Genomic DNA, 25,642 nt, shown 5'->3' on the forward strand with positions numbered 1-25,642 from the left:
TTTAATTTTTATGTTTATATTTGCATCGTGAGAATACGATAAGTGCTACTGATTCAAGAGGTAACCTAAAAGTATAATACTATTATATAGCAAAAACGTTACACAAATATATGTCGTCACTAAAAAAAATATCGCTGAAGGATATTGCTGAAGCTGCAGGCGTTTCAACAGCATTGGTTTCGTTCGTTTTGAATGGGAAAAAGAAAGAGTATCGCGTGGGAGAAGAAACTGCCCAACGCATATTGAAAATTGCCAATGAAATGAACTACCAGCCTAATCTTGCGGCCAAAAGTCTTCGTAGTGGCAAAACAAAAACAATAGGATTAGTGGTTTCTGATATTTCCAACCCATTTTTTTCTCAATTAGCGCGTGTATTGGAAGATGAGGCAACCAAACGGGGATATACCGTACTTTTTGGAAGTTCAGATGAGGATAAGGATAAGATGACCCGTGTTGTTAGTAACCTTATTAATAAAGGGGTAGATGGACTCATCATTGTTCCTTGTGACAATTCTGAGAAATCCATCGCTTCACTTGTGAACAATAATATCCCTATTGTTTTGTTCGACCGCTATTTTCCGGAAATCAATGTCAGCTATGTGGCGTTGAATAACTTCAATGCTTCCTATATATCAACCAAACATCTTTTGAATGCAGGCTATAACGCTCCTTGTATGGTGGCTTATGATGTCAACCTTATCCATATGAAAGAGCGTATCCGTGGTTATAAAAAGGCTATGGATGAAGCCGGTAAGAGAAACTTGGCTAACGTGGTCTTTTTGAGGCAGGATGCTCCCAGAAAGTCCGCAGACCGTTTGTTGCCTAAAATGATTGATGGCGGTGTAGACGCTTTTCTTTTTGCCACCAACATGATTTCATTGGCTTGTTTATATACAATAAAGGACATGGGAGAGGGAATTATTGGTAAAATAGGTTTAGTGGGTTTTGACGGTAATCCGGTATTTGACTTTTTTGATGCCCCTATATCCTATATTCAGCAGCCTATAGATGTTTTAGTACAGAAAGCACTTGAAATACTGATAGATATCATTATTAACGGTAATACAGTGCAGTCTGTGCTTGCCGAGGGAGAATTTATTGAAATGGCTCCTTAGGAGAGCTGTTTTTTTTACATGATAGCTTAATCGATTTAGTTAATTTTTATATTAATCTCAATAAAATCAGTTGAACCATGAGAAATTCAAGATTAATCGGTGGAAAGCCGAAAATTGGTATCAGACCTATTATTGACGGTCGTCGTGGAGGTATCCGTGAGTCATTGGAGGATATGACTATGGCCATGGCCCATAAAGTGGCCGAGCTTTATTCTTCTGTCTTACGTCATAGTGACGGCACTTCCGTAGAGTGCGTCATTGCAGATACAACTATTGGTGGAGTGGCTGAAGCTGCCATGGCGGCTGAAAAATTCCGTAATAGTGGAGTCGGTGTTGTACTTTCTGTAACTCCTTGCTGGTGTTATGGATTCGAAACTATTGATATGGACGGAGAAATGCCAAAAGCCATCTGGGGCTTTAATGGTACAGAACGTCCGGGTGCGGTTTACCTGGCTTCAGCATTGGCAAGCCATACACAGAAGGGATTGCCTACTTTTGGCATTTACGGACGTGATGTACAGGAGGTGACCAATATGGAGATACCGGAAGATGTACAGGAAAAATTGTTGCGTTTTGCCCGTGCAGGTATAGCTGTGGCTACAATGAAGGGGAAATCCTATCTTTCAATCGGCAGTGTATCCATGGGCATTGCAGGCTCTATTCCCAATCCTGATTTCTTCCAAGAGTATTTGGGCATGCGTAATGAGTATGTGGATGCCAGTGAGATAGAACGTCGTGTCCAGTTGGGCATTTATGACCATGAAGAGTTCGCACGTGCCATGGCATGGACAGAAAAGTATTGCAAGAGTAATGAAGGGACAGACTTTAATCCGGAACATCTGGTATATTCCCGTGAAGAGAAAGATGCCCGTTGGGAATACGTGGTAAAAATGACTCTTATTTTCCGTGATATGATGATTGGCAATCCCAAATTGGCTGAAATGGGGTTCAAGGAAGAGTCAATGGGACACAATGCGATTGCTGCGGGTTTCCAGGGACAGCGCCAGTGGACGGATTATAAGCCTGACGGTGATTTTTCAGAAGCTATACTGAATACTTCTTTCGATTGGAACGGTATCCGTGAAGCATTTACTTTCGCTACGGAAAATGATACGTTGAATTGTACTTCAATGCTCTTCAATCATCTATTGACCAATACTGCACAGATATTTGCGGATGTGCGTACTTATTGGAGTCCGAATGCCATAGAACGGGTAACGGGTAAGAAATTGGAAGGTAAGGCGGCAAACGGTTTCATTCACCTGATCAACTCCGGCTCTTGTACGCTTGATGGAACAGGCTGTCAGACACGTGACAATAAACCGGTAATGAAGCCTTTCTGGGAAATTACGGAAGAGGAAGTAGAAGCTTGTCTTTCTGTAACCAAGTGGCATCCGGCCAGTCGCGAATATATGCGTGGCGGTGGTTATTCTTCCCAGTTCCTGACTCGTGGTGAAATGCCGGTAACAATGTGCCGTTTGAATCTCGTAAAAGGTCAAGGTCCGGTATTGCAGATTGCCGAAGGCTGGACAGTAAATTTGGATAAGGATGTTTTCAAGGCTATCAATGAACGTACTGACCGTACATGGCCTTCCACTTTCTTCGCTCCACGTCTGACAGGTAAGGGGTATTTCCGTGATGTATATACTGTTATGAATAACTGGGGGGCTAATCATGGCGCTATCAGTTATGGTCATATCGGTGCTGACTTGATTACTCTGGCTTCCATGCTTCGTATCCCGGTATGCATGCACAATGTTTCTGAGGAAAATATTTTCCGTCCCAGTGCATGGACCGCTTTTGGCGAGGATATGGAAGGCAGTGACTATAGAGCTTGCAAGAATTATGGACCTCTCTATAAATAAAGGAAACAGGCGTTATGTTGAAATCAACCAAACTGAAAAACACTCTGCTGGTAGGTGCAACTGCAATACTTGTATCATGCGGCGGACAAAAAGAAATCAAGATGGGAAGTTATGCTTATGATGCCCAGTTCTTAAAGGACCACGGCATTGAATATACTGAATTGGTATCTGCTGATGGGAATTCTAAAGTGATGGTTATTCCTGCATGGCAAGGCCGTGTAATGACTACTTCTGCTTCCGGCGATGAAGGTGATAGTTACGGCTGGATTAATTATCGTTTCATAAATGAAGGCAAAGTCAGTTCTCAATTTAATCCGGTAGGAGGTGAGGAACGCTTCTGGCTTGGTCCGGAAGGTGGTCCGTTCTCACTTTATTTTAAGGAAGGACAAGAGCAGGTTTATGATAATTGGATAGTTCCTCCGGTACTTGATACTGAAGCTTTTGACATAAAGTCGCAAGACAACAGTAGTATCCGTTTTGTGAAAGATACTCGTTTGACAAATGCTTCCGGTACTACTTTTGATATGAATATTGACCGTACTGTATCGTTGATGGATGCTGGTGAAGTGGCTGCCGATTTTAATATCCAGCTTACAAATGATATGAAAATTGTAGCTTACAAGAGTGAGAATAAGATTACCAATACAGGTGACAAGGCATGGACAAAAGAGGGTGGTCTTGTATCTGTGTGGATGCTCGGCTGTTTTAATCCTACACCGACCACTACTGTATTCATTCCTTATAAGCAAGATGCGGAAGGAACAATTGTGAATGATGAATATTTCGGTAAGATACCGGCGGATAGGCTGATAAAGGAAAATGGTATTATCTATTTCAAGATTGACGGGCTCTATCGTTCCAAGCTGGGATTGCCGGCTTCACGGGCAACGGATATTTGCGGAAGTTATGATTCATCGAAAGGCGTACTCACAATCCTGTGGTGTAGTCTTCCCGAAACTCCTTCAGTCTACGTAAATGGCCAATGGGGACCTCAGGAAGATCCGTTTGCTGGCGATGTAATCAACTCTTATAATGACGGTCCGGTAGAAGACGGTTCTATAATGGGACCTTTCTATGAAATTGAAACGTCTTCTCCTGGTGCGGAGCTGGCTCCCGGTGCCTCATTGGTCCATACGCAAAAGGTGATTCATATACAAGGTAAGGATGAACAATTGGTTCCTATCGTGCAAGATTTATTTGGAGCAGATTTGAATGTAATAAAAACAAAGTTTCAATAGGGTAACTATATAATGGAGAATTCGTATGGAATCAAATAAAATAATACCGAAAGGAATCCTCTTCCCATTCATTCTGCTCACTACTCTTTTCTTTGCCTGGGCTGTGCCGAATAATCTGACAGATACTATGCTTGCAGCTTTCAAGCGCATCATGAGTATGAGTGATTCAAAAACAGCTTGGATACAGGTAGTGTGCTATTTGTTGGGATATGGATGTTGTGCTGTTCCCGGTGCCTTGTTTATCAAGAAATACACTTATAAATCAGGCGTGATGCTGGGGCTTGGTCTATATGCATTTGGGGCTTTACTGTTCTATCCTGCCATGCTTAGCTCGGGAGTGAATGTTGACTTCAGCTTCTTTATGTATCTGCTGGCAATCTTTGTTCTCTTTGCCGGACTTTCAGTTCTGGAGACGTCTACTAATTCTTATGTATTGGCAATCGGTCCTGAAAGTACCGCGACACGCCGTTTGAATCTGTCTCAGGCCTTCAATCCGTTCGGAGCGATTACGGGAGTGGTGATCAGTCAGATTTTCATCCTCTCACAACTGAATGGAATGACAGCGACAGAGCGTGCCCAACTTCCGGCTGAGGAGCTGGCCGCCATCCAGGGGCAGGAATTGAATGCTGTTACTACTGCTTATGTGGTACTTGGTCTGGTGATGTTGGTGCTCTTACTTGCTATTCGGCTTACCAAAATGCCTAATCTTAGTGAAAAAGGTGAAAAAATAGAGTTTGGTGCCACTCTTCGTCGTCTTATAAAGAATAAGAATTATGTATGGGGTGTAATAGCACAATTTTTCAATATTGGTGCACAGATAGCCGTATGGTCATTCGTGATCCGTTATGCTATGGTACAGCTGAATTTTGACGGTGTATTGGCTTCTTTAGGAGATTCTGCTTCTGCAGATGCTGTTGTAAATGCATTACGGGGAGTGGAACCGGTAGCTGCCGCATTCTATAATTGTTGTGAATGGCTTGGATTGGATGACTTGCTGCCGCGTACGGCAGAACAGGCTGCGGCCACTTACTATATCATGTCGCTCATTCTCTTTGTGACCATGAGGTTTGTATGCACTGCAATGATGAAGTACGTGAAAGCTTATAAACTCTTGATAGGACTTGCGCTTCTTGCTGTAATGTGTTGTTTGGGTGCCATGTTCGGTAAGGGCAGTTTCGGCGTCTATTGCCTGATGGGTATTTCCGGATGTATGTCATTGATGTTCCCGACCATTTATGGTTTTGGTCTTACAGGTTTGGGGGATGATACTAAAATCGGCGGTTCATTCATGGTAATGGCTATTGCCGGTGCTGCCGTTCTGACCCAAATTCAGGGTATTGTCTCCGACCAGACAGGTAGTATTATGGCTGCATATGCTGTACCGGCCGTTGCTTTTGCAGTGATTGCCTATTATGGGTTTTTCATTGCAAGAAAACAAGAGTTAACAACCAAATAATGCTTTAGACTATGGAATCAAACAAGAAATACGTTATTGGTCTTGATTTTGGTACGGATTCTTGTCGTGCACTGGTAGTGGATACATATACTGGCCGTGAAATGGCTACGGGGGTAAGTTTTTACCCCCGTTGGAAAGCGGGGCTTTACTGCGATGCACACAACAATCGCTATCGCCAACATCCATTGGATTATATTGAATCCATGACAGAGGCTGTACATATAGCCTTATCTGATTTGAAGGAAGAAGAGATTGCTTCTATTTGTGGATTATGTTTTGACACAACTGGTAGTACTCCTGCTTTAACTGATAGGGCAGGAATGCCATTAGCTTTATGTCCCGAGTTTGCAGAAGAACCGGATGCTATGTTTATTCTTTGGAAAGATCATACAGCTGTTCGAGAAGCTGAGCAAATCAACGCACTGATTAATAAACGTAACCTTGATTATTTACTTTATGAAGGTGGTACTTATTCATCAGAATGGGTATGGTCAAAGGTTTTACATATTATCAACACAAACGTCGCTATAAAGGATGCTGCTTATGCTTGGGTAGAACACTGTGATTGGATGACTGGATTAGTAACTGGTAACACTATTCCGGAACAGATTTTTCGTAGCCGTTGTGCTGCTGGACATAAAGCAATGTGGCATGCCAGTTGGGGTCTTCCTTCCGGCGAAGTTCTCGAAGAACTTAATCCGGCCTTGAAGGAAATGCTCCCCCATCTGTTCACAGAAACCCACACCAGCGACACCAAGGCAGGGGAACTGACACCCGAGTGGGCAGACAGGCTTGGACTTCCCCGAGGAATCGCCGTGGCCGTGGGGGCGCTGGACGCCCATATGGGAGCCGTAGGCGCATCCGTCGCCCCGGGGATACTGACACGTATCATGGGAACATCCACCTGCGACATCATGGTTGCCGGCAAAGACGAGGTAGGCGGACGCTGTATCAAGGGAATCTGCGGCCAGGTGGACGGTTCGGTGCTTCCGGGATTCGTCGGTTTCGAAGCCGGACAGTCGGCTTTCGGAGACATCTACGCCTGGTTCAGGAAGATGCTGGCATGGACACTGAAAGATATCCCCGGAGGGGAGGCCAGGCAGAAAGTTCTGGACGGCATGCTGGTGGAACTCACCCGTGAGGCCCAGGACATGGAACCCTCCGAGGACGGTGTTGTCGCCCTGGACTGGATGAACGGCCGCCGTACCCCCGATGCGGACCAGAACGTGAAGGGTGCCGTTGCGGGACTCACGCTGGGTACCAGCGCCCCGGAAATATTCCGTGCGCTGGTGGAAGCCACCGCCTTCGGTTCCCGCCGTATTGTGGAGCATATGAAGGGCCAGGGGCTGCGCATTGATTCGGTCAATGCCATCGGGGGTATCAGCAAGAAGGCGCCCTTCGTGATGCAGACGCTGGCGGACGTGCTGGACATGCCCATCCGTGTGGTACGCTCGGAACAGACCTGTGCCTTGGGAGCGGCAATGTTCGCGGCAGTTGCCGCAGGGGTGTACAAGGATATCAATGAGGCGACAAGGCACATGGGGTCGGACATCGAGGCTGAATACCGGCCGGATGAGAAAAGAGCCCTCATCTACGAAAAACTATACAAGAAATATCTTGAACTGGCAAAACTTGCTGAAACCATTAACTAAGTATACAAACCATTAATCTATTTAAAACATGAGAATCAAATCATTAATTTTGGCGGCCTTATGCATGGTCACCGTGGGTGTTTACGCCCAAAGCAACTACCCGTTCAACGGTCTGGACATGAACATGGGTAACCTGTCAAGACTGTCCGATGCCAAGACACGTTCCATCAGCCCTGAGAACTTTACAGGCGAGAAGGGCAAGGGCGGCATGGCCGATCCGGTCAGGGACAAGGATCAGCGCAATGTGGCCAACGCCCACCATGCGGCCAAGGACCTGGGCAAGGGTTGGAAGGTAAACCCCTTCATCATCGTGAAACCGGGAGAGACAATCACGATTGCGGAGATCGAGGGTCCGGGAGCCATCCAGCAGATCTGGATGACACCGACCGGGAACTGGCGCTTCTCCATCCTGAGAATGTACTGGGACGACGAGAAGGAGCCTTCCGTCGAATGTCCGGTGGGTGACTTCTTCTGCAGCGCATACAATGAATATGCACAGCTCTCCTCACTGGCCGTCTGCGTGAATCCGGGCAGCGCCTTCAACTGCTACTGGAAGATGCCTTTCCGCAAGAAAGCCCGTATCACGCTGGAGAACATCAACACCGCCGAGGAGATGCGCCTGTACTACCAAATCAACTACACCCTGACAGAAGTTCCTGAGGACGAGGCCTACTTCCACGCGCAGTTCCGCCGCTCCAATCCGACCCAGGGGTCGCTGCACACGCTGATTGACGGTGTGAAGGGCAAGGGACAGTACGTGGGTACCTACCTGGCATGGCGTGTAAACGACAACTGCTGGTGGGGTGAGGGGGAAATCAAGTTCTACATGGACGGTGACAGGGAATATCCGACTATCTGCGGGACCGGGATTGAGGACTACTTCTGCGGCTCGTACAATTTCGAGAACCAGAAGACGCGCCAGTACCAGGAGTTCACCACCCCCTATGCCGGCATGCACCAGGTAATCCGTCCCGACGGGCTGTACCGTGCGGTGACCGCTTTCGGGCTGTACCGCTGGCATATCCTTGACCCGGTACGCTTCGACAAGGACCTGAAGGTCACGATACAGGACCTGGGATGGCGCCATGACGGACGCTACAACAACCAGAAGTCGGATATCTCGTCGACCACTTTCTGGTACCAGGCTGAGCCGCATGCCAAATTCCCGGCCTTGCCGAGCAAGGACGGTTTGGAAATTCCAAGATGGTAAAATAAAAGTTTGAGTATAGAGGCTGTGCAGTACAATTTTAGGAAAAACGTATTGTATAGTAAATAATATTATATTATTAACCTTTTTTATTTATATTATGAAATATTTCAAAAGAAATGGTTTCGTGGCATTGGTATCAATGTTGTCATTGACAGCTTATGCAGGGGATAGTTTACCTCTTTCTGTGGCTGTATCGGAGACAAAAGAGTTTATTCAAGTATCTGGACATGGTATAGATACTTCTAACGTGATTCAACAAGAGAGGATAATACAAGGAACGGTTTTGGAAGAAGGAACGAATGAACCTCTTGTTGGAGTGAATGTTGTTGTTAAAGGAACTACTATCGGTACCACGACTGATATTGATGGAAAATACTCTATAAAAATACCTTCTGATAAGGCAATATTAGTCTTTTCTTATATTGGTCAAAAAACGGAAGAATATTCGGTTAAAGGCTTAAACTTTTTGAATGTTATCATGAAGAGTGATGCTACAATGTTGTCAGAAGTTGTGGTATACACTGGTTATATGACACAGAAGAAAGCGGATTTGACAGGTTCTGTTGCAATGGCAAATGCGAGTGATTTAAAGAAAAATGCTTCTGCCAATGCCATGAAGTCATTACAAGGAAAGATGGCTGGTGTGCATATCACTACAAATGGTGGTAATCCTGCTGAAGGAACTACGGTGCAGATTCGTGGATTGTCTTCTCTTTCGGGAGGAGTTAAGCCTTTAATTGTTTTGGATGGTATGCCTACTGAAAATTTGAATCTTCGTGATATAAATTCTGGTGATATTGAATCTATTCAAGTTTTGAAAGATGCAGCATCTGCCTCTATTTATGGTGCAAGAGCTTCCGGTGGTGTTATTTTGATTCAGACAAAAAAGGGTCAAGCAGGTAAGACAAACATTGAGTATAATGGTAGTGTTTCTATCAATACTGTATTGAACAAACCTACTTTGATGAATGCTGAACAATATGGTAGAGCGGCATTCCAAGCTCAAGCTTATGATGAAAGAGTATATGGTACTTCTATTTCTTTGCCTTCAGCGTATAATTATACATGGCATAGAGGTGATAATGGAATAGCTGTTTTGGACGAGGTTAAAGTTGCTGAATACCTTAATGCAGACCAAACTGTAAGAGGAAGTGATACAGATTGGATGGGAGAAATTTTTCAGACTGCTATTTCTCATAATCATCAGTTGACCATTTCTAATGGTTCTGAGAAATCCAAAAGCTTGTTCTCGTTGGGTTATTTCAATAATGAAGGTACACAGATACATACATTCTTCAGACAATATTCGATACGTGCTAATACTGAATATAGTTTGATAAAAAATCATTTGAAAGTTGGTGAAAATCTTGCAGTATCTTATTTGCAGTATAGAGACCAAAGTGAAACATGGTGGGCGATGATTAATCCTCCTGCCTCTCCTGTATATGATGAAAATGGTGGATGGGCTGGTGCTCCGGGTTTTGATGATTTTACCAACCCTGTTCGATTATTGACAATGAATAAGGATAATATCAATAATTATGTGAAGATTATTGGTAATATTTTCCTCGATTTGAATATTTGGAAAGGCATTTCGGCAAGAACCCAGTTCGGTCTTGATTATGGCAATGCTTATAATCGTGCTGTTGATGGTGTTTGGTCGGAAACTGGAGGAAGAAATAGCGATGGAGAAAACTATGTAGGCAGTTATCAATCACATCCGTTGAGTTATGTATGGACTAACACTTTGTCATATACATTGAGTACTGGTAAACACAATTTGGATGTTGTGTTGGGTACTGAGGCAACCAGATTCGTTCAAGAAGGATTTTCTGCAAGAAGAGAAGGTATTTATTTGGAAGATAGAGATTTTGCACATATTGGTGTAACTACCGGAGAGAAATATAACTTAGGTAGTTCTGCAGATGAATATACCTATTTCTCTTTGTTTGGTAAGGCCAACTATGTTTATAACGGAAAGTACTTGCTGTCTGCTACCGTTCGCCGTGACGGTTCTTCTTTATTCGGTGAGAATAACCGTTATGCTACTTTCCCTGCTTTCTCCGTTGGTTGGAGAATCAAGGATGAAGCTTTTATGGAAGATTTTGACTTTCTGTCCGATCTTAAATTACGTGCTAGCTGGGGAGCAAACGGAAGTGTGCAAGGTCTTCCGAGAGGATATACTACCACTCCGTTTACAACAGATTATTTTGGAACATCTTATCCTATTCAGGGTAATGAGAGCGGTCCCTTGTATTCCGGTTATAAGAGAACTTGGCTTGGTAATCCTGACTTGAAGTGGGAAACTACTACGCAGACGGATTTGGCTGTCGACTTCGGATTTTTCAACCAACGTCTTACAGGTTCTTTAGGATACTATTTCAAGAAGACAAAGGATATTCTTGTACAGACTCCTTATATTGCTGTGATGGGAGAAGGTGGAGAACCTTGGATTAATGGTGCAAATATGAATAATCAAGGTCTTGAATTTGAAGTTAGTTTTAGGAATGACCCAAGTGCCGAATTCCAGTATACTATTTCAGCAAATATAGGTACTTATAAGACGAAATTGACAGAGCTTCCTGAAAACGTAATTAATAAATATCCGGGAGATGGTGTCCGTGACTTCGTTATTGGTAGGTCTCCCAATGTATTTTATGGTCTTGTAGCTGATGGAATTTTCAAGACACAAGAGGAAGTGGATAACCATGCTGAACAACCAGGAAAAGCTATTGGTCGAATTCGTTATAAAGATTTGGATGGTGATGGTCGTGTAGATGAATTGACTGACAGAACGTATATCGGAACAGCCGATCCAGATTTCTTTGGAGGAATCACTTTCGATTTCAAATATCGTAATTTTGATTTGAATATGTTTTTCCAAGGTGTGTTTGGTAATCAGGTAAGTAATGATTGGAAGCGTCAGAGTGATTTTTGGCATATATCAGGTTCCGTTCCTGTCGGAAAAAATCATCCGACTAGATTATTGGATGCTTGGTCGTTTGACAATCCTGATTCAGATATTCCGGCGATGACAAATGTTATGACCAATAATGAACAGAGAATGTCTACTTATTATATAGAAGATGGTTCTTACTTGAAGTTGAGAAATATAGAATTGGGTTATACTTTTCCTGCTAAAATCACCAACAAGATGATGATGAAAAATTTGAGAGTATATGCTTCTGCAAGAAACGTATTTACTTTGAAGAAATTCTGGGGAGATGACCAATTTACAAGTTTTGACCCGGAAATGTCTGGTTATGGATATTTGACTCCATTCACAATGACTTTCGGACTTAATGTTACATTTTAATTAAAAAAACACAATGAAAAAGTTTATATCATCATTATTGATTTTAACCGCTACATTCGGCTTGACCGGATGTGAGGATTTCCTACAAGTAAATCCCAAACAAGTTTTGGATGAGAACTTGCTTGTTAAACCAAGTGATATGGAAGGCTTTGTAACAGCTGCTTATGCAAGAATGACAGATATTCCGTCTTGGGATTCACCATTCTCACCTTGGTGGTCTGGTTCTCTTCGTTCTGATGACTCTTATAAAGGAGGAGGAGGCGTCTGGGACGGCGGCGATGGATGGGGATATATGGAAACCTTTGTGAATTTGACTCCTAATGGCTGGCCTATTGATTACCCTTGGTATGTTTCTTATCAAGTTATCCAAAGATGTAATACTGCAATCCAGAAAATGCAGCCGATTTCTGAAGAAGATTTTCCAGTAAAGAACAGTCGAATGGGTGAGATGCTGTTTCTTCGCGGATTTACTCATTTCAGACTGAAAGAGTTCTTCAAATATATACCTTACATGGATGAAACTATAACAGGTACTTCTGCAGATTTTGAGGCTGTACCGAATAGGGACAAGAACTATCCGAATGATCAGTATCTGTGGGAGAGAATTCTTAAGGATTTCAAGGATGCAGAGTCATATCTTCCAGAAGTACAGATAGATAAAGGAAGAGTCAATAAGAATGCGGCAACGGCAATGGTTGCAAGAACATTGATGTTTATGGCTTATGAGCAAGATGAGAGACATCAGGTGATTAATGTAAACAAAGAACGGCTGAATGAAGCTTTGATTTATCTGAACAAGTTGACGGAACAAGAAGGTAAAGCTTTGGACTTATGTAGCAATTTTGGTGAGAATTTCATGATTGAGTCTGATAACAATACGAAAGAATCCATTTGGGAGATTCAGTATTCTATCAATGATAATAGTTCTACTGGGGGTAAAATCAATAGAAGTGAAGGACTGAATCATCCGTGGAATTGGGGAGGTTTTCAGTGTTGTGGTTTCCATCATGCAAGCTATACAATGGGTAATGCTTTCAAGACTGGTGAAAATGGATTACCGTTGTTTGATACCTATAATGATGATTGCTATGGTGATTACATAAAGAAAGCCGATGGTTCGGATGATATTACACTTGTAGATGCCGGTAATAAGGCTTTCTTCGACCGCTACACTTTCGACCCTCGTTTCAGTCATACGATATGTGCACCCGGACAGCCTTGGAAGTATGACCCTTATTTGATTTTTGAGGCCCGTGGTATTCGTAATGGTGTTGAGTATGGTTATTTGAAATCTGTGAAGGAATTACCGCATCCTAATTGTGACTGTTTGCTGTACGATGGTTGGCAGTTTAACTCTATGAACAAGAGATTAATCAGATATGATGAAGTGATACTATGGAAAGCAGAAGTCCTAATTCAATTGGACAGACAAGATGAAGCTTTGCCTTTGATTAATAAAATTCGTCAGCGTGCCGCCAATAGTCTTGAGAATCTGAAAACTGCGGATGGAAGCTATATTCTGAACTACAAATGTGAGTTGTATAAACCTGGTGTGAATTGTACATGGACCAAAGAATTTGCATGGAAGGCCATGGAATGGGAAAACCGTCTTGAACTAGCTTGTGAAGGACGCCGTTTCTTCGACTTGCAGCGTTGGGGAACTCTGGAGAAAACGATGAATGCTTATTTTGCAGTGGAAAGAAATAGATTTGACTGGATGAATATAGCACGCTTTACTGCTGGTAGAGATGAATTCTTCCCCATATCACAGGCTCAGATGAAGTGGGCAAAAGGTAATTATACACAAAATCCGGGATATTAATATTAAACTTTTAGAATTATGATTATGAAAAATATAGTAAGAATATGCATGGTAATATTTACTTGTTTATTGTTTACTGGTTGTTACGACAGAGATGTTGTAGGCAGTAAAGGAACACATTATATTTTGCCTAAAGTGGAAAACCTTGATTATTCAGTACAAGGGAATACAGTGAAGTTGACATGGCAAATTCCAGATAATATACCTGATGAGTTTTTGAGGCCTCTTGAAGTAAGTATTCAGAAAGTGGAGAATGACATCTATAGAGATGTGATAACCATTGGTAATGAAGGGACATTTGCCGAAGGCATTGCAATCGATGCGAATAAAAGGTACAGATTCGTTGTAAAATTGGTAGGAAACTTGACAGACGAAGTTGTAGAAACCGGAATATCCAGCAGAATATACTCCGAAGGTCAGGTAATTGACATTCAATAATTAAAGTTTGCTGTATCATAGATGCAGTCCGGTATTTCTATGCTTCCCGTGTACTGCATCTATAGATACAGTAAACTGACTTAAAACAGACGCTATGAAAAATATTCTATTTATGGTTCTTTCTTTCTCTATATTCTTGTTGTTTTCTTGTTCGGATAAAGAGGAAAATGAGCCTTTTATACCAGTTGATGAGATTATCTCTGCGAAAACTTTTCTGATTCCAAATAAAGACACGAAGGTTGTTTCAACGATTCTGAATTTTAAGAATATAGATGCCATAGATTATCTGATGGTTCGAAAAAGTGGAGGAAATAGTTATTCAGTCAAAATAGATAGAAATGAGTTAACTGCAGATTATGTATTTAATTATGTGGTTCAGAAGACGGATCCCCAGAATTTTAGATTGATATTGGTAGCAGTTTATAAAGATGGAAACAAATCGAATGACCTTTCTTTGAATGTGGATAACCGTTGGGGATTCTTTATCCGAAGCGTCAGTCGTACTGCTCGTGTAACTGGTAGTTCTATGGACGGAGAAAACTTCCCAAACCCTAATAATACTGCGACAAAATGGAATGTAGGAGGAACAGATCTTGGCATTATTTGGGAGATGCAGCCCGGAAAATATGGAATTTTCTTTGGTGATACTTTTGGGTATGACTTTAAGCCTAATCTGGCTAATCCTGGACCTAACGGAGGGAGTTGGCGTAGTAATGTGCTGGCTTTCTCGGAGGATAATGATTTAGAAGATGGATTGTCATTCAGCAATATGGCTACTGATGATAAAGGGTATGCCCGCGAGATAGTATATGGGGGAAAAGATTCGTCAGGTAATGGTGATTGGACTTCTATCCCAACAGCTGCTATTCGTGCTAATGGAATAGATTATGTGCATTATTTTAATATGAGAAATTGGACGGGATGGATTACAAATTATTCGGGAATATATAAGTCGGTTGATAATGGTTTGACATGGGCTAAATGTAAAGATATAACCTTCTCATCTTATAGTTTTTTTGGCCAGGTAGGGTACTTTAAGAAAGATGGATATGTTTATATGATAGGTACTCAAACGGGGAGGGATAGCAATGCTAAATTAGCACGATTTCATGAAACAGATATTGAGAATAAGACAGCTTATGAATATTGGAATGCTTTTACTAATCAATGGATAAAAGGCAATGAAAATGAGGCAACAGTATTAATAGAAGATAAGGTTGGTGAACTTTCTTTTATATATAACGAGACACATAAGAAATGGATAATTGCTTATTTCAATGCAGATAGATATAATATAACTATGCGTACGGCAGAAGACATAACTGGCCCATGGAGTGAACCCTATGAGCTTGCTAATGGTAGAGAGTATGCCCAATTGTATGGTTCTTACATTCATCCGTTGTCGGTAACTGGTGATAATTTATATTTTACGATGTCAATGTGGATGCCTTATAATGTTTTTTTAATGAAGGCTGAATTGGCTGATATGGGAGAGTTTTAATTATATTGATAAATATAATATCATGAACACACGCACATTAATTATAACTTTTGTTTGGATGATAATGTCCAACATAGGCATCTGTGCTCAAGAGCATTGGGATGCACAAGAGAGAATTGAGTTGAATAAGGGTGTTTTTCCGAAAAATTTTAGTAAAGCTATTGATGCTATACAGTATGATTTATTAGGAATTGAGAGAGGAAAAAGCCATGTGAAAGTGATAGATAACAACACTTTGTACATAAACCTTTCTTTTTCGCTTAAAAACTCTGTTCAACAAGGTGATTGGCGTATAGCCGTAAAGCCGGATTTTTTACCTTCGTTCCATTGGGCGCCACATCTTACTCCTACTGATAGAAATGTCATCGATCAACATGTATTCCGTTCTCCTGCCCTTATTGTAGCAGACGATCATCAAACTCTTATTCTTATTCCCGATTTGGATATTATGCAGAAGGGGACTCCTGTACGATGGTATATGGATATGGACGCATCCTCTAATACACTTATTCTCGGAATGTGTAATAACCATGTATTCGAACACGTTCTGTTTGAGCGTGATCAAGAAACTACTTACCCAAAAGGAGATATTGAAATAGGCTTTTATTTGATGTATTCTGATAGCAAGGAAGTATTGCGGAATCCTTTTAAGAAGCCGTTAGAATTTATGTGGAGTCGATGGGGGCATGCTGCATATGAGAAAGGTAATCCGGTGAAGGAAAACCTAGAAACGTATGTGAAACATACTTATAATTGGGCTTTTAATTCATGGTCAGAAAATGTGTGGCAGCAATTTGAGTTAGATGGGAAAAAAGTGGGTGCTCCCGTATTCATTGTGAATGTTACTCAAAGTCCTAATTATCCGGGAGAGATTAATGAACGTGAATTTCGTTCTATCTGGAATCAGGCATGGTTCAGTTCATTGCGTTCTGCAAGTGGATTATATCGATATGCAAGAAGAACCGGTAATAGGGAGCTTCTTGCAAAAGCAAATTTGACAAAAGAACTGGCTCTGTCATTTCCGCAGAGGAATGGTTTTTTCTATGGACTTATCGGTACGGAAATGCATGAAGTAGAGATTGATGGTAAAAAGTATAATCGGAGCAAGGGGTGGAATACCTATTATTGGGGAAATTCCAACAGAAATCCTTATACCTGGAATCCGAAAGAATCTCCGTATCATATTCTTGATATGAGTTGGACAGCATTGTTGATGCTTCGGTGGTATGATGAATTAGAAAAAGATGCCCGTCTTTTGGCTTATGCAGAAGATTATGCGATGGCTTTACTTGGAATACAGTATGAAAATGGTTTTTTCCCTGGCTGGCTTGACTTAAAGACAATGCAGCCGATGAACCATTTGAATGCTTCTCCTGAAACATCTTTATCAGTTACTTTTTTACTTAAACTGTATGAGCTTACACATAAGGAAGAGTATAAACGGGCAGCATTTAAAGCCATGAATGCAGTTATCCATGAAATTATCCCGGTTGGGAAGTGGGAAGACTTTGAAACCTATTGGTCTTGTTCTCGTTACGGTTCGGATAACTTGGTAGGTAAAAAAGTTTTGCGGAACAATATGCATAAACAGAATAATTTTTCAATGTTCTGGACAGCTGAAGCCTTACTGGAGTGCTATCGTCTTACCTCAAATAAAGAATATCTTGATTATGGACAGCGTACACTTGATGAATTGCTGATGACCCAAGCATCGTGGCAGCCGCCATACATGTATGTAAATGTATTGGGTGGTTTTGGTGTGTTGAATGCCGATGGTGAATGGAATGATTCACGCGAAAGTCTTTTTTCCGAACTCATCATTCAATATGGAAAACTTCTTGATAAGCCAGAGTATATAGAACGGGGATATGCTGCACTTAAGGCATCTTTTGTAATGATGTATTGTACTGAAAATCCTCAAACCAAACAGCAATGGGAAAAAGTTCATCCGTTCTTTGCTTCAGAGGATTATGGATTCATAATGGAAAATTACGGGCATGGCGGCCGTACAAATCCGGCAGGTGAAGGTATGGGTGAGTTTACAATCTATGATTGGGGAAATGGAGCAGCGGCTGAAGCGTACAACCGCCTCCTTGATAAATTTGGAAAAATAGAATAATGATTCGTTAACATTAATAATTCAGCTATGGTAAGATCAACTTTAACTTTATTGGCCCTATTTAATGTGGCTATACTGTTTCCGGGTAAAGCAATGTCCCAGAACAGTGAAGGGCGGGAGTTTAACGGTAAGTATCAAAAGGAATATCTGGATAAGATTGCATTTCCTATAGGGGGAATCGGCGCCGGAATGTTCTGTTTGGAGGGAACCGGTGCCATTTCGCATGTGTCTCTCAGGCACCATCCTGATGTGATGAATGAGCCGTATACCTTTGCTGCGATTTATGTAAAGGGGGTTGAGAACGGAGCAAAGGTATTGGAAGGGCAGGTTCCGACTTGGAAGTTATTTGGTCCTGCACAGAGTGGTTTAGGTAGGGGAGACAAGACATATGGCCTTCCCCGCTTTGAGGAGGCGGTTTTCCAGACACGTTTTCCTTTTGCGACTATTGATTTAAGAGACAAGGATATGCCTTTGGTGGCAAAGATTACGGGTTGGAGTCCTTTTATTCCGACGGATGCGGACAATTCCAGCTTACCGGTTGGAGTACTGGAATATCAGTTTACAAACACTTCCGATAAGGCTATCGAAACCGTGTTTTCTTATAATACCAAAAATTTCATTGATGGTCAGGGTACTATCCGAGGAGTAAAGAACGGGTTTGTTTTAGAATCCGATCAGAACAACAGTGGGCTAGCTATTTATGTGGACAATGCTGCTGCTGTTGTAGACCATTGTTGGTTCCGTGGTGCCTGGTTCGATCCGCAGACTGTGGTTTGGGATAATATTCGCTATGGGCGGATCGCTGATAAGCAGCCGGTTAAGGGTGTTGCTCCGGGAGCGTCTGTTTATGTTCCGCTGACGTTGCAGCCGGGAGAGACAAAAACAGTCAAGGTAAACTTCTGCTGGTATCTGCCCGATTCAAACCTTTCTATCGGTGGTGCCAGAAAGGTAGGACAGGCATTTACGGGGATGCCCTGCAAGGGAACGGCTTCCGGTCAGCAACCTGTGAGCGGCTTTGTCGGCAAGCAGTTGCTGAACTCGTTCGATAAGGGTGGAGATGGACTGACGGGTATTATTCAGTCTCCTGAGTTCAATATTGGGAAAAGATATCTGAAGTTTCTGGTAGGTGGAGGCAGTCAGGCTGACCGTACTTCTGTAAATCTTGTAGTAGACGGAAAGATTGTAGAGACGGCGGTCGGAAATCAGACGGAGACTCTGAGTGAAACCGTATGGGATTTGAAACCTTATCAAGGAAAGAAGGCTTTTGTGAAAGTCATTGATTTGGATGTTTACCCGTGGGGACATATTCTGGCCGACCAGTTTGTGTTGACAGACAATAGGAATGAAGATATTTACAACTTGTCTTCTACATCCACCTTACTTGCCGATTTTGAAAGCAACAGTTGGGGAGACTGGCAGGTTGTGGATTCTTCTGAAGAAGAAAAACAATTCCTGGCAGATGAAGGAGATGTCGAAGCTACCTACAGACCTTGGTACTCGGAGCGTTTCAAGAGTTTGAATGAGGTTATCGGCTATTGGGATGCAAATCAGGCGATGCTGGAAAAGAACAGCCGGCTGTTCAGTGATGCATTCTATAGTTCCTCTTTGCCGGCAGAAGTACTGGAGGCTGTTGCTACTAATTTAACTATATTGAAATCTCCTACGGTATTACGTCAATGGGATGGAAGATTTTGGGCTTGGGAAGGATGTCAGGATTCTTTTGGCTCTTGTCACGGAAGTTGTACGCATGTGTGGAACTATGCACAGGCTTTGCCCCATTTGTTCCCGTCTTTGGAAAGAACCTTGCGTGAAACGGAATTCAGGGTAAGCCAGAATACGGAAGGACACCAGAATTTTAGAGTAAACTTGCCTATTTCGGCACCACCTCACAACTTCCATGCTGCTGCCGACGGACAGTTGGGCGGGATTATGAAAGTTTACCGTGAATGGCGTATCAGCGGGGATACACAGTGGATGAAAGACCTTTTCCCGGCAGTGAAAAAGAGTCTTGACTATTGCATCCGTACATGGGACCCCTTGCATAAGGGCTATCTTGAAGAGCCGCACCACAATACTTATGACATCGAGTTCTGGGGACCGGACGGCATGTGTACAAGTTTCTATTTGGGAGCTTTGACTGCGTTTATAGAGATGGGCAAGGAGCTGAAGCAACCCGTTAAGGAATATACGGCCCTGCTGTCAAAGGGCAAGAAATATATGGAAACTGCACTCTTCGATGGAGAATATTTCATACAGAAGATTCAGTGGGAAGGGCTTCAGGCTCCCAATCCGGTTGATGTAATGTCTTTCGGGGGAAGTTATTCCGATGAGGCCCTGAAATTGCTGAAGGAAGAAGGGCCAAAATACCAATACGGTACCGGTTGTCTGTCCGATGGAATTTTAGGGATGTGGATGGCTTCCGTATGCGGACTGGATGAAGTGCTGGACAATGAAAAGGTCAGGAGCCATCTGGTGGCCGTACACAAATACAATCTGAAACATGACTTGGTAGACCATTTCAATCCTCAAAGACCGGTGTATGCTTGTGGTAAGGATGGCGGATTATTGCTTTGCACATGGCCGAAGGGTGGTATGCTGTCACTGCCTTTTGTATACAGCAATGAAGTCTGGACCGGTATCGAATATCAGGTTGCCAGTCATTTGATGATGAAAGGTGAGGTGGAAAAGGGCTTGGATATTGTCCGTGAATGCCGTGAGAGATATGATGGAAGAGTAAGAAACCCATTCAATGAGATAGAGTGCGGGCATTGGTATGCACGTGCCATGGCAAGCTATGGAATGTTGCAGGGGCTTACAGGAGTGCGGTATGATGCTGTTGACAAAACCATGTACATCAATTCTAAGATTGGTGATTTCAAAAGTTTCATCAGTACTGATACCGGTTTCGGAACTATTGAATGGAAAGCAGGAAAGCCTGTGTTGAACGTGGTTTATGGCAACATTGATGTGAAACGCTATAATGTTTCAGGCAAGATTGTGGATTGAGGTCAATTAGGATAGGGATGTACAATCAAAGACAGATTAAGATGACAGAGAAGAAGAAACTTCTTGTTTTGTGTGTTGCACTATTTTGTTTTATAGCTGTTTCTGCACAGCAGAGAATGTCTGTATCGTCTCCTGACGGAAAACTTAGATTTTCTCTGAAAGTAACGCCGGAGAGTGTTTCATATGACATCGACTATAGGAAGCAGTCTCTTATAGCAAATTCTTTGCTTGGTTTCAGCTTTGATAGCGGAGAGTTCGGAAGGAATCTTAAAGCAGGAAAGGTGCAGCGTAAAAAGATTGATGAGACATACAAGCTCATTGTCGGCAAGACAAGTAGTGTACGTAGCCGTTGCAATGAAATGACCGTTCCCATGCAGGAACGGTCAGATTCCGGCCGTCTGATAAACCTGGTTGTAAGGGCATTCGATGACGGGATAGCATTCAGATATGAATTTCCGGAACAGAAAGCATGGGATTCATACGTGATGTATGATGAAAGGACACAGTTCAACTTGCAAGGAAACCCGATGGCGTTGCTCATGTACCTGCCCGGGTATGTGAATACACACGAAGGGGTATACAGTCATGTAAGATATGACAAGGTGGCAAGGAAAAGGCTGATAGAGATGCCGGCGACATTCGAGTTCGACAACGGGGTGGCAGTGGTTATAACTGAAGCGGCCATAAGGGACTATGCGGGAATGTACCTGGTGAAGGAGAAGGGTGGACTGGTGGGAAAGCTCTCGCCAAAACTGGGGCAGGAGAAGATAAAGGTCGAGACAGACAGTTTCCCGCACCGTACCCCGTGGCGCGTAATCTCCGTTGCAGACCGGGTGGGAGGATTGCTGGAGACGAATATACTAACAAGCCTGAACGAGCCCTGCAGGATTGAAGACACTTCATGGATTAAGCCTTGCAGGACCACGTTCACATGGTGGAACGGGAATGTCGTGCCGGACAGCACGTTCTCTCCGGGAAACAACTTCGATACAAACAAGTACTACATTGATTTTGCAGCACGCAATGGCTTGGATGCACATGGAATCTACGGATATGCGGAGACTCCTTGGTACTATGATGACAACTTCAATTTCGGATGGGCGGGACCCAATGCGGACGTTACAAAACCGATACCGTGCCTGAACATGCCGAGAATTGTGGAATATGCAAGGAGCAAGGGGGTTGGCATACATCTGTGGGTACACTGGAGACCGTTGTACGACAAACTCGAAGAAGCCTTTGCGCTCTATGAGGGATGGGGAGTAAAAGGACTCATGGTGGACTTCATGGACCGTAATGACCAAGAGATGATACGCATCCAAGAAGAGATACTGGAATGTGCGGCAAGACACAGGCTCTTCATACAGTTCCATGGGTCGAGCAAGCCTTCCGGACTGGTAAGGACGTATCCGAATGAATTCACACGGGAGGGGACACTCAACTATGAAGTATGCAAATGGGACACGCTGGTGAATGCGGACCATGACATTGCGATACCCTTCACCAGGATGCTGGCGGGAGCGACGGACTATCACCTGGGAGGGTTCAGGGCACTGCCGCGCTCGGAGTTCAAGATACAGTATGTAAATCCTCATGTAATGAGCACACGCTGCCATATGTTGGCCATGTATGTGGTTTTGGAAAACCATCTCACCTCTTTGTGCGATACGCCAAAGGCTTATGAAGGTCAACCGGGGTTCGAGGTGCTCCGTACCGTGCCGGGAACGTGGGATGAGATAAGAGTTCCGCTGGCAAAGATGAATGAGCATGTCACGGTGGCCCGCAGGAGCGGTTCGGACTGGTGGGTAGGCTCGCTAAACAACGGTGCGGAAAGGAATCTGAAATTGGAATTGGACTTCCTTAGTGAGGGAGACTACCAAGCAACGATCTATACCGATGCAGAGGATGTAGACCGGAATCCAAACCATCTGGACAGACAGGTACGGAAAGTTACAAGGAAGGATATCATTGAACTGAATCTGGCAAAGGATGGAGGAGCGCTATTACATATCAGAAGGTTATAAGGGTGATGTTTATCAGTTGAAATTGTATTTCAATCAGTTGTTAGTTTGTTAGGATAAGAAGATTGTTCCAGGATAATATTTTTAGTCAATGGATTTATAACATGAACAGAAGAAATTTTATAAAGAGAGTGGGCCTTTTGGGGGCAGGATATGCGCTGAATAAAAACTTGATGTTTGCGAATTCAGGCGTAGCTTCGACAGCTGCCTCTTTTTCGTCGTTTCCAACAGTAAGGAAGCCTATATCGGAAAGGAACTTCAAAAGTCCTGCCATTGAAAAGGCCATTGCTACTTTTAAACAGAAGGTCAAGAATGAAGAACTGGGCTGGCTGTTTGGGAATTGTTTTCCGAATACGTTGGACACAACCGTTTTTTATTCAGAAAAGGATGGCCGACCGGATACATATGTGATTACCGGTGATATTGATGCCATGTGGTTAAGGGATAGTTCTGCCCAAGTATATCCGTATTTGGATTTCATGTCTGAAGATAAGAACCTGCAAAGACTGATAATTGGCGTTATCAATAAGCAGACCTCCTTTATATTGAAGGATCCGTATGCCAATGCCTTTTATGATGATGATACGAAGTATACAAGATGGAACAGCGACCATACGGAGATGAAACCGGGTATTCATGAGCGTAAATACGAGTTGGATTCGCTTTGCTATCCCATTCGCCTGGCATATGGATACTGGAAAAAGACAAATGATGCTTCTCCTTTCGATGCGCAATGGAAGAAGGCGATAGAAACCGTTTTAAGGGTCTGCAAGGAACAGCAGAGAAAAGATGGTAACGGGCCTTATAGCTTTCGCAGAACTTCGGAATGGGCTATAGATGCTGTTCCTATGGGTGGAGTGGGCTATAAAGTAAATCCGGTCGGATTGATTTGCTCTACTTTCAGGCCTAGTGATGATGCCACTATCTTTCCTTTTCTCGTCCCGTCCAATTTCTTTGCGGTGGCCAGTTTGAGGCAGGCTTCCGAAATGGTTCAAAAGATAACCAAAGACAATGTACTGGCTGATGAACTGTTGGCGTTGAGTAAAGAAGTTTATAATGCTTTGCAGACTTATGCCGTGGTGAATCATCCGAAGTTCGGTAAAATCTATGCTTTTGAAATAGATGGCTTTGGATCGGCTTATCTTAGTGATGATGCCAACGTCCCTAATCTGCTGGCGTTACCCTATCTGGGTGGTGTTGATAGTGATGATGCAATTTATGCCAATACCAGAAGATTCGTGTGGTCGGAATACAATCCTTATTTCTTTAAAGGTTCTTATTTTGAAGGGATAGGAGGACATCATATTGGTACGGACATGATATGGCCGATGAGCCTGATAATGAAAGCCCTGACTGCTCAAGACGATAAAGAGTTACAGCAATGTATCCAGATGCTCCAGAAAACGCATGCCGGTACCGGGTTCATGCACGAGTCATTCCACAAGGATGACCCCAAGAAATTCACAAGGAGCTGGTTTGCATGGGCCAATACATTGTTTGGAGAATTGCTGTGGAAAACATTCAATGAGAAACCATATTTATTGGAATATTAATCATCTAATTAATCAATGTAAACAAAAATTTATGAGAAGAATTACAAAATTCAGTTTGTTACTCTCCCTTGTTCTGGGATTGTACTTTCCTACTGTTTTTGCACAGTCGAACATGACGAACGAAATGTTTGACTTGGCAAAGTTGAAGTCGGGTGTAAAAAACAAAAGAATCTCCAGTACAGATCCTACCGGAGGTAACAGAGATCACTTGGAGCCCTTCAAACCAGGTGAGAAACGCATCATTGCAGACATCAAGGGAACGGGAGTCATCAACCACATTTGGGTGACGATTGCGCCTCCACCTCCCACTTTGAGCAGAAACGACATTATCATTCGCATGTATTGGGACGGCAACGATTATCCTTCGGTAGAGTCTCCCATCGGCCCTTTCTTCGGACAAGGCTGGGATGAGAGATACAACTACGCATCCTTGCCTCTTTCGGCCGGTCCTGAAAACGGTACCGGTCTGTCGTGCTATTTCGCTATGCCTTTCGAGAAGGGCGCACGCATTGAAATTGAGAACCAGAGCGACCGCAACATAGATGCTTTCTACTTCTACGTGGATTATCTGGAGATGGCGAAGCTTCCCAAGGACATGGGCCGCTTTCATGCCTGGTATAACCACAACCTGACTGAAGCACTTCCCGAAGGCGAGACGGAGTGGGGAGTTACCGGTGCCCAGAAGCCGAACACCACCGGCGAACGCAACTATGTGTTCATGGAAACCCAAGGCAAGGGACACTTTGTAGGTATCAATTACTATGTGCATTGTCCCACTCCCATGTGGTATGGCGAAGGTGACGACATGTGGTTCATTGATGGAGAAAAGGTTCCCTCGCTGATAGGTACAGGTACGGAAGACTTCTTCAATACGGCCTGGTGTCCTAAAGAAGCCTTCTCGCATCCTTACTTCGGTTATCCCCGTGTGAACAATGATATAGGCTGGCTGGGTCGTACCCACGTTTACCGATTCTTCATTGAAGATCCCATTTTCTTTGAAAAGAGCCTGAAGGGAACCATCGAACATGGCTCCAACAACAACTTGACGTTGGATTTGTCTACCGTGGCTTATTGGTACCAAGATTCGGCTGTGGCTCTTCCCGAAGCTCCTACAAAGGCACAGCGTGCTCCGAAACCTTTCATCAACCATGTTGATATACATCGTTGGCGGGATGCCTGGCGTAAGTCCAAGGGTAACAAAGCCACTCTGTGGGGCAACGAGTAAACTTTTGTAACGCTCTTTTTTTATACGTTCATAGGCTGATATTTATATCCGGGGTTTTGCCATTATATTGGCAAAACTGTGTCTCTATATTGGCAAAACTGTGCC

At 43.2% G+C, this 25,642-nt stretch carries 15 protein-coding genes; all 15 read left to right on the plus strand.

Annotated features, from left to right (window positions below; genetic code table 11):
- Positions 1-110 precede the first annotated feature (110 nt).
- The 15 genes from CSD97_RS01975 (at position 111) to CSD97_RS02045 (ending at position 25,537) form a co-directional block, all read left to right on the plus strand.
- Positions 111-1,115 carry a LacI family DNA-binding transcriptional regulator gene (locus tag CSD97_RS01975; RefSeq protein ID WP_005824684.1) on the plus strand — a complete coding sequence of 335 codons (1,005 nt, stop codon included), beginning with the start codon at positions 111-113 and terminating at the stop codon, positions 1,113-1,115.
- 77 nt (positions 1,116-1,192) lie between these two features.
- Positions 1,193-2,980, plus strand: coding sequence for an L-fucose isomerase (locus CSD97_RS01980; protein ID WP_005824683.1), 1,788 nt, complete (start codon positions 1,193-1,195; stop codon positions 2,978-2,980).
- Between the two features lie 14 nt (positions 2,981-2,994).
- Complete coding sequence (locus tag CSD97_RS01985) at positions 2,995-4,218, plus strand: DUF6786 family protein (RefSeq protein ID WP_008662244.1); 1,224 nt, start codon at positions 2,995-2,997, stop codon at positions 4,216-4,218.
- Positions 4,219-4,243: 25 nt separating this feature from the next.
- Entirely contained in the window at positions 4,244-5,674 is a 1,431-nt protein-coding gene (gene fucP / locus CSD97_RS01990; RefSeq protein ID WP_055288462.1) for an L-fucose:H+ symporter permease, read from the plus strand.
- Between the two features lie 11 nt (positions 5,675-5,685).
- Positions 5,686-7,326 (plus strand): ribulokinase, encoded by a 1,641-nt coding sequence (locus tag CSD97_RS01995; protein WP_009037506.1) that lies wholly within the window; start codon positions 5,686-5,688, stop codon positions 7,324-7,326.
- Between the two features lie 28 nt (positions 7,327-7,354).
- On the plus strand, positions 7,355-8,536 hold the full coding sequence (locus CSD97_RS02000; protein WP_057097365.1) for a glycoside hydrolase family 172 protein: 1,182 nt from the start codon (positions 7,355-7,357) through the stop codon (positions 8,534-8,536).
- A gap of 97 nt (positions 8,537-8,633) precedes the next feature.
- The gene (locus tag CSD97_RS02005; protein ID WP_057097367.1) at positions 8,634-11,852 is read left to right on the plus strand and encodes a TonB-dependent receptor; all 3,219 of its coding nucleotides are present in this window, start codon (positions 8,634-8,636) and stop codon (positions 11,850-11,852) included.
- A 13-nt stretch (positions 11,853-11,865) separates the two neighbouring features.
- On the plus strand, positions 11,866-13,674 hold the full coding sequence (locus CSD97_RS02010; protein ID WP_022400944.1) for a RagB/SusD family nutrient uptake outer membrane protein: 1,809 nt from the start codon (positions 11,866-11,868) through the stop codon (positions 13,672-13,674).
- A 24-nt stretch (positions 13,675-13,698) separates the two neighbouring features.
- Positions 13,699-14,112, plus strand: coding sequence for a DUF4945 domain-containing protein (locus CSD97_RS02015; RefSeq protein WP_225982630.1), 414 nt, complete (start codon positions 13,699-13,701; stop codon positions 14,110-14,112).
- Positions 14,113-14,206: 94 nt separating this feature from the next.
- A complete protein-coding gene (locus CSD97_RS02020; RefSeq protein ID WP_022400943.1) occupies positions 14,207-15,613 on the plus strand; it encodes a DUF4185 domain-containing protein in 1,407 nt (468 codons plus the stop codon).
- Between the two features lie 22 nt (positions 15,614-15,635).
- The gene (locus CSD97_RS02025) at positions 15,636-17,732 is read left to right on the plus strand and encodes a hypothetical protein (protein WP_055288458.1); all 2,097 of its coding nucleotides are present in this window, start codon (positions 15,636-15,638) and stop codon (positions 17,730-17,732) included.
- Positions 17,733-17,759: 27 nt separating this feature from the next.
- Positions 17,760-20,738 (plus strand): GH116 family glycosyl hydrolase, encoded by a 2,979-nt coding sequence (locus CSD97_RS02030; protein WP_022400941.1) that lies wholly within the window; start codon positions 17,760-17,762, stop codon positions 20,736-20,738.
- Between the two features lie 41 nt (positions 20,739-20,779).
- Positions 20,780-22,762: a glycoside hydrolase family 97 protein gene (locus tag CSD97_RS02035; RefSeq protein ID WP_022400940.1), complete on the plus strand. Its 1,983-nt coding sequence runs from the start codon at positions 20,780-20,782 to the stop codon at positions 22,760-22,762.
- A gap of 101 nt (positions 22,763-22,863) precedes the next feature.
- Positions 22,864-24,312 (plus strand): glycoside hydrolase family 125 protein, encoded by a 1,449-nt coding sequence (locus tag CSD97_RS02040; RefSeq protein ID WP_009037497.1) that lies wholly within the window; start codon positions 22,864-22,866, stop codon positions 24,310-24,312.
- Positions 24,313-24,343: 31 nt separating this feature from the next.
- Positions 24,344-25,537, plus strand: a complete 1,194-nt coding sequence (locus CSD97_RS02045) for a glycoside hydrolase family 172 protein (RefSeq protein WP_022400938.1) — start codon at positions 24,344-24,346, stop codon at positions 25,535-25,537.
- Positions 25,538-25,642: the final 105 nt, after the last annotated feature.

Source organism: Bacteroides sp. AR29 (genome assembly GCF_900217715.1).
GTDB lineage: Bacteria > Bacteroidota > Bacteroidia > Bacteroidales > Bacteroidaceae > Bacteroides > Bacteroides uniformis.

Coding starts and splice junctions, on each gene's coding strand:
- CSD97_RS02020 (WP_022400943.1), top strand. CDS start 14,207: ATGAAAAATATTCTATTTATGGTTCTTTCTTTCTCTATATTCTTGTTG.
- fucP (WP_055288462.1), top strand. CDS start 4,244: ATGGAATCAAATAAAATAATACCGAAAGGAATCCTCTTCCCATTCATT.
- CSD97_RS02045 (WP_022400938.1), top strand. CDS start 24,344: ATGAGAAGAATTACAAAATTCAGTTTGTTACTCTCCCTTGTTCTGGGA.
- CSD97_RS02040 (WP_009037497.1), top strand. CDS start 22,864: ATGAACAGAAGAAATTTTATAAAGAGAGTGGGCCTTTTGGGGGCAGGA.
- CSD97_RS01975 (WP_005824684.1), top strand. CDS start 111: ATGTCGTCACTAAAAAAAATATCGCTGAAGGATATTGCTGAAGCTGCA.
- CSD97_RS02025 (WP_055288458.1), top strand. CDS start 15,636: ATGAACACACGCACATTAATTATAACTTTTGTTTGGATGATAATGTCC.
- CSD97_RS02030 (WP_022400941.1), top strand. CDS start 17,760: ATGGTAAGATCAACTTTAACTTTATTGGCCCTATTTAATGTGGCTATA.
- CSD97_RS01985 (WP_008662244.1), top strand. CDS start 2,995: ATGTTGAAATCAACCAAACTGAAAAACACTCTGCTGGTAGGTGCAACT.
- CSD97_RS02000 (WP_057097365.1), top strand. CDS start 7,355: ATGAGAATCAAATCATTAATTTTGGCGGCCTTATGCATGGTCACCGTG.
- CSD97_RS02010 (WP_022400944.1), top strand. CDS start 11,866: ATGAAAAAGTTTATATCATCATTATTGATTTTAACCGCTACATTCGGC.
- CSD97_RS02035 (WP_022400940.1), top strand. CDS start 20,780: ATGACAGAGAAGAAGAAACTTCTTGTTTTGTGTGTTGCACTATTTTGT.
- CSD97_RS01995 (WP_009037506.1), top strand. CDS start 5,686: ATGGAATCAAACAAGAAATACGTTATTGGTCTTGATTTTGGTACGGAT.
- CSD97_RS02005 (WP_057097367.1), top strand. CDS start 8,634: ATGAAATATTTCAAAAGAAATGGTTTCGTGGCATTGGTATCAATGTTG.
- CSD97_RS01980 (WP_005824683.1), top strand. CDS start 1,193: ATGAGAAATTCAAGATTAATCGGTGGAAAGCCGAAAATTGGTATCAGA.
- CSD97_RS02015 (WP_225982630.1), top strand. CDS start 13,699: ATGAAAAATATAGTAAGAATATGCATGGTAATATTTACTTGTTTATTG.